Genomic DNA, 10,784 nt, shown 5'->3' on the forward strand with positions numbered 1-10,784 from the left:
TTAGTTTATCTGCTTAAGCTATTGCTTTTGCATATAACTCGGCAACGTGGTTCCAGTTAATCACGTTCCATATAGCCGCTAAATAATCAGGGCGACGGTTTTGATATTTTAAGTAATAGGCATGCTCCCAAACATCAATACCTAAAATTGGTGTGCCTTTTACTTCGGCAATATCCATTAATGGATTGTCTTGATTTGGGGTTGATGTTATTGCAAGTTTCTTATCGGCAGTAACAATTAACCACGCCCAGCCAGATCCAAAACGGGTAGCGCCCGCGTCAGACACTTTAGTTTTAAATTCGGCAAACGAACCGAAAGTACTTTTTATAGCATCGGCCAAAGCACCTGTTGGCTCACCGCCTCCGCTTGGAGAAAGCAAGGTCCAAAACATGGTGTGGTTATAATGACCACCACCGTTATTACGTACAGCCGCCGGAAATTTAGAAATGTTTTTAATAATATCATCAATGCTGTGATCAGCCTCAGGTTTACCTTCCAGCGCTTTATTTAGGTTAGTAACATAAGCCTGGTGGTGCTTACCATGGTGAATTTCCATGGTTAGTTTATCAATGTGCGGTTCTAATGCATCAGTAGCATAGGATAACGCCGGTAGTGTAAATGCCATAATTTTATATTTAAAAAGTTTAAAGATTGTGCAACAAATATAATGCGTGAATATGGTTTTTGTTCTAAATGAATGTCAATTTATATTCTTTCTTTTAGAGTGGCGTTCCCTACAGGTCAGGCTTTCCATTCATACTTCACGGGCTATTAATCACAGGCCGGTATACCAATGTCATTAAGTTAAGAGAGCCCCATCGGGGTTCAAGGTCGGTAGCAGAATAAATACAAAGAAATACCGTGCCGTCAGGTACGAAACTTTGCCGATTGTTGCGTACCTGACGGCACGCTAAATGATTTATATCACGTTTTCCTACCGACGTTTTGCACCTACGGCGCATTTTTTAAAATGATCGCCCTTAACTTAATGGACATTGACCAGTATCCGCTGCAATCCTTAACGCGTCGACTCACCCGGTCCACGCTTCGCTGGACCACCCTCTCTTCGGCAAGCCGTAAAGAGGGTTTGTAAATTTATCGTTTACTTTTAAAAAAAATTCTCACCAGTTCCGCACATTCATTTTCTCTTATACCACCAGTTATAATTGTTTTAGGATGGGTTATTTTTTGATTGATGCGGCCAAAACCCAGCCGGGTATCATAAGCGCCAAAAACTATTTTCCCTACCTGGAACCAGTAGGATGCACCGGCACACATTACGCAGGGTTCCAGGGTTACATATAGTGTACAGTCTTTTAAATATTTACCACCCATAAAATTGGCAGCCGCGGTTAGCGCCTGCATTTCTGCATGGGCAGATACATCATTAAGCCGCTCGGTTAAATTATGACCGCGGCCAATAATTTTTCCCTGGCAGGTAACAATGGCACCAATGGGTATTTCATCTTCCGCCAAAGCAAGCTTTGCTTCTTTTATCGCCTCGTTCATAAAAAAATCATCAGGCGATAAAGCGGGTTCATCACCGAAAGTAACGTATCTCATTCTGCTTATTGGGAAAATGTTCTTTTTAAATGTTTCTCGGTAGTTACAATTAATAGGATAGCCGATAGTATAATCGGACCTATCATTAACAGGGGCCTTAGCCCATTTTCTATACTTTTGGGGATAATACTGTTTTGATAAGCTATACCCACCACCAGACCTGTTAACACTAATACCGCTCCATGTTTTACCATCAATCTCGCCGAAAAGCGGTTAGCCTCATCCCAGGTCTGCTGGTTTTTCATTGATGCATTGGTACGATAGCCGTACCCATTATTTATATCTTTAGACGGATATTTGATCATAACCCATCCTACTATCAGCCAAATGAGTCCTATCATTTGGGGTCCGGCTATCAGTTCATCAAATTTCATTCTATATCAATTTACTGCCGTTAGGCACTTGTTTATCAATTGCGGTTAATACAATATCGCCATTCTCATCGGCAAAGCCGGTTACCAGAAACTCCGACATGAAATTAGCTATCTGCTTTTTCGGGAAATTTATTACACCCACAATTTGTCTGCCGATAAGTTCGTCTTTAGTATAATGCTTTGTGATCTGCGCGCTTGACCATTTTATACCAAATTCGCCAAAATCAACCCTGATCTTATAAGCCGGCTTGCGTGCGCCGGGAAAATCTTCGGCTTCCAGGATAGTCCCTACACGTAGCTCTACTTTTTCAAAATCGTTCCAGGTTATGGTTTCCAAAGTGTTTTCCATTGATTCAAACAAAGATAATTTATTTAAAATACAGGCTGCCTGATAATTTTTAAATCAAATGGAAACAAATTGATTCTTAGTGTCGTATAATAGTTTTGTTACAATATTCTGAAGATGCAAATTAAACCTAAACCTTTACTTGTAGTAGCCGAAGCCGCAACCAGTATTAGCATTCCTGTTAAAAGAAACATCGTCCGTGTTACCAATCTTAACCGAATTTTTCCGGCTATACATGAATTACAACCATGCGGTATTGTGCTTGATTATAATTATATGGGTAACGAAGTTGAAAAAATATTGCGCCGTATCCGGTCCAATCCGTTTTACAACAATTTAAAGATATATTGCTATAAAACCAGTTCGCACACCAAAGTAGATGGCTTGTTAAGAGCATTAGGTGTACAGGAATTTATTTACGCTGAAGATAAGCAGCCGAAAGTAAGTGCTACTGTTAAAATGTTAAGCACCATATTCGAAACTGTTTCTACTACTAAGCTTGCCGAAGCAAGTTATAACTAATCTATCCACTCAAATTTGGTATAGGGCACTAATACTTCAGGTATTTTAATGCCTTTGTCTGTTTGATTGTTTTCTAATAACGTTGCCACTATACGCGGTAAAGCCAAAGCACTGCCATTAAGCGTATGTGCCAGTTGAGTTTTCCCCTCTGCGTTACGAAAACGCAGCTTTAAACGGTTACTCTGAAAAGTTTCGAAGTTTGATACCGATGATACCTCCAGCCAGCGTTGTTGCGCAGCGCTCCAGGTTTCCATATCATAAGTAAGGGCCGAGCCAAAACCCATATCACCACCACAAAGACGAAGTACGCGGTAAGGCAAACCCAATTTTTGCAACAGGCTTTGTACATGCGCGCTCATTTGCTCTAAAACATCGTATGATGTTTCGGGATTTACTACCTGTACAATCTCTACCTTATCAAACTGGTGCAAACGGTTCAAGCCACGCACATGTGCGCCGTATGACCCTGCCTCGCGACGGAAACAAGGTGTATGCCCGCAATTTTTAACAGGCAGCTCATCCGCCTTTAATATTACATCGCGATATAGGTTGGTAATAGGTACTTCGGCAGTAGGAATAAGGTATAAGCTATCCTCATTAACAAAATACATCTGCCCTTCCTTATCCGGCAGCTGGCCTGTGCCAAAGCCTGATGCTTCGTTAACCATTAATGGTACGCTTACTTCTTTATAGCCTGCTTTTTCGGCCTCATCAATAAAAAAATTAATAAGCGCGCGTTGTAGTTTGGCACCTTTATTTGTGTAAACAGGAAAGCCGGCGCCGGTTATTTTAACGCCCAGCTCAAAATCAATCAGCTTATATTTAGCAGCCAGCTCCCAATGTGGTAAAGCGTTAGCGGGCAATTCAGGAACTGCCCCGTTTTCGAGTACCACTTCATTGTCCTCAGGAGTTAACCCCTTTGGTACTGATGAATGTGGCAGGTTGGGTAGTAATACCAGTTTTTGATATAGCTCCTCTTCAATTACAGCCAGTTCTTCGCTGTATTTTTTTATGTCTTCTTTCCAAACGCCGGTTTTGGCTTTAATGGCTTCGGCTTCCTCTTTTTTGCTGTTGCGCATTAACTCACCTATTTGTTTTGCTGCCGAGTTTGCTTCTGCGGACGTATTATCCAATTTAGCCTGGGTTTGGCGACGAGCATCATCCAATTGGATAACTTCATCGACCAAATTAGCCTGTTTAAAATTTTTTACAGCTAAACGTTCTAAAACCTGTTCCCTGTTATCGCGGATATAACTAACTTGCAGCATTGATATTATTTTTAGGCAAAGATATAAATAAGTCGATAGTCCATAGTCTATGGTCCATAGTTATTTGAGTTTAGTAAATTCATATTGCTATGGTCTATCGTCCATGGAGTATGGACAACATCACAACCCATGAACCAAACCGGCAAACTATACCTTGTACCCACCCCAATAGGCAACCTGGAGGATATGACCTTCAGAGCAATACGTGTATTAAAAGAGGCCGACCTGATATTGGCTGAAGATACCCGTACTTCGGCACCTATGCTGAAGCATTTTGATATTCATCAGAAAGTTTTTTCGCATCACCAGCATAATGAGCATCAGTCGTCTAACGAGATCGTTAAGTTTTTACTGGAGGGCAAGAACATTGCTTTAATATCCGACGCGGGTACACCTGCCATATCCGATCCGGGTTTTTACCTGGTGCGCGAGGCTTTGAAGTATAATATAGCGGTAGAATGCCTGCCCGGCGCTACGGCCTTTGTGCCCGCGTTGGTTAACTCGGGTTTCCCTACAGATAAGTTTTGTTTTGAGGGATTTTTACCTTTAAAAAAGGGCCGCCAAACCCGCTATAAATTTTTAGCGGACGAGGAGCGTACCATTATACTTTACGAATCGCCGCACCGTTTGTTAAAAACACTTGATGAAATGGCTACTTATTTTGGGGCAGACAGGCAAATATCCGTATCGCGCGAATTGACCAAGATGTTCGAAGAAACAGTACGCGGCACAGTTGCTGAAGTTAAAACCTATTTTGAAACCCATCCCGTAAAAGGTGAATTTGTGATTTGTGTTGCAGGGAAAAGTTAAACTATGTCATTGCGAGCGTAGCGTGGCAATCGCGAACCTTGCTTAACCGAATTACATCCTTGCGATTGCTTCGTCGTTCCTCCTCGCAATGACAAATTAATAATTTATATGAAAAAAAATATCCTTCTATCTATATTCTCCGGCTTGTTATTGTGGTTAGCGTGGCCGCCCATGCATTATACTACCGTGTTTTTATTTTTTGGCCTGGTGCCGATGTTGATAGCGATAGAAAACATCATCAACTCCACATCAACCAAAAAAGGGAGGCGAATATTCAACACCGCTTTCCTGGGATTTTTTATCTGGAACACGCTAAGCATTTATTGGGTATATAACTCTTTGAAGATAGTAGGACCGTTAATAGCTATCCCCATCTCTCTTATACCCTATACGTTAGGACCATTGCTGATGGCCACCGCGTGTTGGTTATATTACCGTTTAAGGTTAGCCACTAACCGTTGTTGGGGCTTAGCAGGATTGGTTTGCTTTTGGATAGCCTACGAGTACCTGCACCAAACCTGGGACCTTAGCTTCCCGTGGATGACTTTGGGTAATGGGTTTGCCGTAGCGCACCAATGGGTGCAATGGTATGAGTACACCGGTGTTTATGGCGGCACAATCTGGATATGGGCCATTAATATCCTAATCTTCTTAATTTATATTGGGTTCCGCGAAGCGCAAATCAAACCGGTACGGCAGAAATTACTTATTGCATTTATTGCAGTATTGATATTGCCATTGAGTTTTTCTTTATATAGATATTATTCTTACCGGGAGCAGCCCAATCCATCAAATATAGTTGTAGCGCAGCCTAATATTGATCCCTATGCTAAAAGCGGCGGGATACCTCCTTATGAACAGGTTGCGACGCTCACGCGCTTATCCGATTCATTGGGGCAGGTTAATACTGAGTTTTTTATATGGCCCGAAACCGCTATTCCCGACCCGGTTGACGAGGCTCATATTCGTACCAACAGCTACTTTACACAGGCGCAGCATTTTTTAAATAAATACAAAAACGGCACCATTATAACCGGTGCCGAAACCTATAAAATATTTAACACCCGCCAAACCCAAACCGCCACTCCTTATTATGATAGCAAGCAGTTTTTTGACCGGTATAATACGGCGGTTAGTATTGAAAATTCGGCCGAGGTGCATTTTTACCATAAATCTAAACTGGTGCCGGGTGTAGAGTCGTTGCCGTTTGGTGATGCCTTATCATTTTTAAAACCAGTATTTGATCATTTGGGCGGTGCAACCGGAAGCTATGCCGGGCAGCAACAGCCAAGCGAACTATACGCGCAAAGCGGTATAGGGGCAGCGCCGGTTATTTGTTATGAGTCTATCTGGGGCGAGTGGGTTGCACAGTCGGTACTTAACGGAGCACAATTTATTGCTATTATTACAAACGACGGCTGGTGGGAAAACACATCGGGCAAGGACCAACACCTGGATTATGCCAAGCTACGCGCCATTGAGACCCGTCGCTGGATATGCCGGTCGGCTAATACGGGTATTAGTGCTTTTATTAACCAGCGCGGTGATATTGTGCAGCAAACCAAATGGTGGGTTAAAGCCGCGCTAAAACAGAATATCAACCTAAACTCTGATCTTACCTTTTATGTAAAGCATGGCGATTATTTGCCTAAAACGGCAAGCTTACTGGCTATTTTACTGGCTTTGTTTTTATTGGTTAGGGTGCGTTATAACCGCCCTGTCATTTCGAAACGAGGTACGAGTGAGAAATCTTAAACGTGCGATAGGATGTGGAACTATAATTTCTATGTTTATATCACAACCAACCCTGAAATGACCGTTTTGTATATAGGCGTCACAAACGATTTAAGCAGGCGGCTATTTGAGCATACCGAGAACAAAGGAAATCCTAAAACATTTGCAGGGAAATATTACTGCTATAATCTTGTCTATTTCGAGCATTTTACTCATATCGTCTTCGCTATAGAAAGAGAAAAACAACTAAAAAAACTCCGTCGCGAAAAGAAAGATGCATTAATTGATTCTTTCAATCCCAATTGGAGGTTTTTAAAATAGATGTGAGCGAATGATTTGCGAAGTGTATAAGATTTCTCACTCGTACCTCGTTTCGAAATGACACGGGATAGGGTTACTTACTACCCTTCTTCCCTGCTCAAAATAAATGCCAGCAGATCATGTATGGGTTGCTTAATAACCTTGCCAATATTGATGTTCTGGGCTTTGCAAAGGGCAGTAAGCTCGGTAGCGAAAACATAGGCTATGGAGCCTACAAAATGGCATTTATATTTATTGTACTCGGGATATGATCTAATATTGGTGTCTATAAACTCCTGTAACCCTCTTTTAATGAGCAATTGCCCGTATTCGTTTCTGCGGATAACATTTAAAAACCGCGCGAACGATGCCAGGTAGGCGTTTGCGCCAGGTCTTTGATAAACGTTTTGAATAACCTCTTCTTTGGTTAGCTGATAAGTATTGTTAAATATGGTATTTACCTCATCGGGCATCATGCCGTATAAAAAATCGGTTATAAGGGCTTTGCCAAACCAGGTGCCTGAGCCTTCATCGCCCAAAATATAACCCAGGCCATGTTTGCCCGAGTGAATTTCTTCTCCATCAAAAAAAGATATGTTAGAGCCGGTGCCTAATACACAACACAACCCTTTATCATGCCCACAGGTTGCGTAGGCCGAACCTAACAGATCACTGTCAACACTTATGTAAGCTTTGGTAAATAACTGGCTCAGCGCGTTTGATAGTATCTCATGCCTGTCCGGACTGGAGCAGCCGGCGCCAAAAAAGTATATTTCTTTAATATCTGCATTAAAGGCCATCATTTCTGGCGCCTGATCCTGCAGTATTTTTACTATCTCTTTTTCCGTTAAAAAATAGGGGTTAAGACCGGGGGTTCTAAATTCCCTTGCATCATGCCCGGGTTGCTTAAGCAACCAATCTGTTTTTGATGATCCGCTATCCGCAATTAAGATCATGGAGCCAATTCGTCGAGTATTTTTTTGGTAAGAGGTTTATGAATAAACTGGGTGATGTATTTGTTATCAAATGATTTCTTTATATCTATCGGATCAAGCGATGATGACAGCATAAATACTTTAATCTTATTCTTATCAATATCAAGCTTATCAAACTCCTGCAAAAACTCAAAGCCGTTCATTACCGGCATGCGCAGGTCCAGGAAAATAACATCGGGTTTAACGCTGCCGTCGCGCAGGGAATCAATAGCCTCGGCAGGTGATTGCCTAACAACTATATTTTGGGCGAAGTTACTATTGGCCAATAGCTTGCTGGTGACAAAATTATCTATGTAATTGTCATCAATCAGCAAACAAGTATTGTAAGATTCAGCCATTTTATATCCCAAAAATAACCAAATATTTGATTATTGGATATTAATGTTGTTAGTAATTTGCTTTAATGTTACTTCGGCTACTTTTGCCTGGTATTGCGCAGCAAAAAAAGTTGATTGCGCCTGTAGGTAATTTCTTTGTGCTTCGCGTATTTCTAATGGTGTAATAGTACCTATTTTATACTTATCTAATGATATATCAAGGTTGCGTTTAGCTATTGATACATTTGACTGTCCCAGCTTCACCAGGTCTAATCCAGACAGGTAAGTTACGTATAAATTATTTATTTGCGCATCAACATTTAAACGGGTTTGTTTAATATCAATAGCCGCATTATCTATTTGTATCTTAGCGTTATGTTCTCTGCGCGATTGGTTAAAACCATCAAATATATTGATAGACGCGGTTAAACCATAGTTTAATCCATGCGCGTTTTGCTGCTTGGTAAAACCTGCCGGCGTTTTACTATTGGTCCACGTATAGCCGCCCAATAACCCTACCGTTGGGTAGCGTATAGCCTGTACTTGCTTAAGGTTAATCTCGGCTATACGTTTATAAATTTCTGATGACAGGATTGCCGGGTTTTGTGATTGCGCGTTATTAATTATATCGCCTAAAACCAGTTTTTCATCAACTACAATAGTATCTGTTACAGAAAAATCGGTTTGCAGATCGCGAACCAGCAATTGATTCAATCTTATTTTTGATGCTTTAAACTGCTGTACCTGCGTTAATAAGGTTGCTGTATCTGTATTAAGGTTAACCTGAGCATTCAGCACATCCAAACGCGAGGCGCGGCCCACGCTAAATTTATCGTTAGCATAACGCAGTTGAGTATGTGATATTTCAATGGCTCCATTTTGCGCCCTTATTTGCTCGTATTGGTTAATAAGGTCATAATAAGTTAATATTACATTGGCAGTGGTACTTATAATTGTATCCCGCAGGCTTACATCACTTAATTGTTTTATCTGTCTAAGCTGATCAAGATTTGCAAACATGGCAAAGCCGTTAAAAATGGTCCAGTTAAGACTTGGCCCGTAACTTAAATTGCTGTTTTTAGCACTTGGGATATTGTTTACAGTACCGTCACTCCGCGTTTGCTGTATAGTTTGTATACTGTTATTTTGGGTTAGGTCGCCGGTAACTACGGGTAAAAACCCTGCATTACCTATAGTGTTATTATTTTGCGATATGGTGTTATAGTTTTGCGCCAGTTTAATGTTATAATTATTCTTTAACGCTATTTCAACGGCATCTTTTAAAGATAATAACGGCGCACTCTGTGCTTTAACAGTAGCAGTGAACGCTATACAGCAAAAAATGAAGCAGGCTAATCTTTTAAGTTTCATCTGTTTTTATTTTCCAGTGGTATTAAATCAATTATAATATGTCATGGGTAACGATAGAGAGAACTGTCTCTTGAGCGACAGCAAAAAAATCTTATACTACTTTACATGGTGTATAAGAAATTGCCCTCGTACCTCGTCGAAATGACATTCATCTTTTATTAGTCCTTCTATTCAATCAGTTTTATTTTTTTTCTGCTGCCTTTATCAACATCACCGGGTTGCACTTCATCCGGGTCATGGCGTTCATTTGATGCAATAAGCATATACATCATTGGTATAATATATAAAGTTAATACCAACGAAAACAACATACCGCCTATAATAACTATACCTAATGATACCCGGCTTTTTGCACCTGCACCTAATGCAAATGCAATTGGTACAGAACCCAATACTACGGCCAAACTTGTCATCAAAATTGGGCGCAGGCGCGAAGTTGCCGCTTCAACCACCGCATCATATTTGGCCAGGCCATGTTCCATGCGTTGATTGGCAAACTCAACAATCAATATACCGTTTTTGGTTACCAACCCCACAAGTGTTATTATACCTATCTCGCTAAATATATTAAGCGTTTGATCAAACAGCCATAATGATAAAAACGCGCCCGCAATAGCCAGCGGTACGGTAAGCATTACGATGATAGGGTCTAAAAAGCTTTCAAACTGTGCAGCCAGTACCAGGTATATTAATAGTAATGCAAAGGCAAAGGCAAACAAAATGTTCGATGAGCTTTCGGCATAATCACGCGATGGGCCGCTAAGCGCTGTACTAAATGTATCGTCAAGCATGCTCTTGGCTATACGGTTCATCTCGGTAATACCATCACCTACCGTATGGCCCGGTGATAAGCCTGCCTGTATAGTTGCAGATTTATACCTGTTAAAGTGATATATAGCCGGCGGCGTAGCATCTTCGCTGATATGTACAACGTTATCTAATTGTACTAAGGTACCCTTGGCATTACGCACATATATAGCTTTCAGGTCAAGCGGCTGATCGCGGTTGGCCCTGTCGGCCTGTGCAATTACCTGGTATTGTTTACCGTTAATAAGGAAATATGCTAAACGCCCGGCGCTATAATACAATTGCAGCGCCTGCGCAATATCTGATACCGATACCCCCATATCACGTGCCCTGTCCCTATCGGTAATTACTCTTAACTCTGGTTTAGTAAATTTTAA

Annotated in this window: 13 protein-coding genes; 4 read left to right on the forward strand and 9 right to left on the reverse strand. The window is 41.2% G+C overall.

The genetic code is table 11. From position 1 onward, the window contains the following. Window positions 1-13: 13 nt before the first annotated feature. The 4 genes from JWR23_RS10695 to JWR23_RS10710 form a co-directional block, all read right to left on the reverse strand. On the reverse strand, window positions 14-625 hold the full coding sequence (locus JWR23_RS10695) for a superoxide dismutase (RefSeq protein ID WP_299515970.1): 612 nt from the start codon (window positions 623-625) through the stop codon (window positions 14-16). A 470-nt stretch (window positions 626-1,095) separates the two neighbouring features. Further along, a complete protein-coding gene (locus tag JWR23_RS10700) occupies window positions 1,096-1,563 on the reverse strand; it encodes a nucleoside deaminase (RefSeq protein WP_299515972.1) in 468 nt (155 codons plus the stop codon). Window positions 1,564-1,568: 5 nt separating this feature from the next. Then, complete coding sequence (locus tag JWR23_RS10705; protein WP_299515974.1) at window positions 1,569-1,937, reverse strand: SdpI family protein; 369 nt, start codon at window positions 1,935-1,937, stop codon at window positions 1,569-1,571. 1 nt (window position 1,938) lies between these two features. After that, the gene (locus JWR23_RS10710; RefSeq protein ID WP_299515995.1) at window positions 1,939-2,274 is read right to left on the reverse strand and encodes a tRNA-binding protein; all 336 of its coding nucleotides are present in this window, start codon (window positions 2,272-2,274) and stop codon (window positions 1,939-1,941) included. Between the two features lie 126 nt (window positions 2,275-2,400). Here JWR23_RS10710 and JWR23_RS10715 point away from each other — a divergent pair, with 126 nt between their 5' ends. Continuing rightward, window positions 2,401-2,805, forward strand: a complete 405-nt coding sequence (locus JWR23_RS10715) for a hypothetical protein (protein ID WP_299515976.1) — start codon at window positions 2,401-2,403, stop codon at window positions 2,803-2,805. Here JWR23_RS10715 and serS read toward each other — a convergent pair. After that, on the reverse strand, window positions 2,802-4,073 hold the full coding sequence (gene serS, locus JWR23_RS10720; RefSeq protein WP_299515978.1) for a serine--tRNA ligase: 1,272 nt from the start codon (window positions 4,071-4,073) through the stop codon (window positions 2,802-2,804). The two genes, JWR23_RS10715 and serS, sit on opposite strands and share 4 nt — an antisense overlap. A 129-nt stretch (window positions 4,074-4,202) precedes the next feature. Between serS and rsmI the strand changes: the two genes are divergently transcribed. From rsmI to JWR23_RS10735, 3 genes are all read left to right on the forward strand, one after another. Next, the gene (rsmI, locus tag JWR23_RS10725; protein WP_299515980.1) at window positions 4,203-4,883 is read left to right on the forward strand and encodes a 16S rRNA (cytidine(1402)-2'-O)-methyltransferase; all 681 of its coding nucleotides are present in this window, start codon (window positions 4,203-4,205) and stop codon (window positions 4,881-4,883) included. Between the two features lie 108 nt (window positions 4,884-4,991). Further along, window positions 4,992-6,638: an apolipoprotein N-acyltransferase gene (lnt, locus tag JWR23_RS10730; RefSeq protein ID WP_299515982.1), complete on the forward strand. Its 1,647-nt coding sequence runs from the start codon at window positions 4,992-4,994 to the stop codon at window positions 6,636-6,638. Between the two features lie 12 nt (window positions 6,639-6,650). Continuing rightward, on the forward strand, window positions 6,651-6,938 hold the full coding sequence (locus JWR23_RS10735) for a GIY-YIG nuclease family protein (RefSeq protein ID WP_299515984.1): 288 nt from the start codon (window positions 6,651-6,653) through the stop codon (window positions 6,936-6,938). A gap of 80 nt (window positions 6,939-7,018) precedes the next feature. Here JWR23_RS10735 and JWR23_RS10740 read toward each other — a convergent pair whose 3' ends face one another. The 4 genes from JWR23_RS10740 to JWR23_RS10755 all read right to left on the reverse strand — a co-directional run. Continuing rightward, window positions 7,019-7,873: an N-acetylglucosamine kinase gene (locus JWR23_RS10740; protein ID WP_299515986.1), complete on the reverse strand. Its 855-nt coding sequence runs from the start codon at window positions 7,871-7,873 to the stop codon at window positions 7,019-7,021. Beyond that, entirely contained in the window at window positions 7,870-8,250 is a 381-nt protein-coding gene (locus JWR23_RS10745; protein WP_299515988.1) for a response regulator, read from the reverse strand. Before JWR23_RS10745 ends, JWR23_RS10740 begins: the two co-directional genes overlap by 4 nt. A gap of 30 nt (window positions 8,251-8,280) precedes the next feature. Beyond that, window positions 8,281-9,600, reverse strand: a complete 1,320-nt coding sequence (locus tag JWR23_RS10750) for a TolC family protein (protein WP_299515990.1) — start codon at window positions 9,598-9,600, stop codon at window positions 8,281-8,283. A gap of 167 nt (window positions 9,601-9,767) precedes the next feature. Then, window positions 9,768-10,784, reverse strand: a 1,017-nt coding sequence (locus JWR23_RS10755) for an efflux RND transporter permease subunit (protein ID WP_299515992.1), incomplete at its 5' end; no start/stop codon positions are given.

Origin of the sequence: Mucilaginibacter sp. (assembly GCF_028288205.1) — a bacterium.
Classification (GTDB): Bacteria; Bacteroidota; Bacteroidia; order Sphingobacteriales; family Sphingobacteriaceae; genus Mucilaginibacter.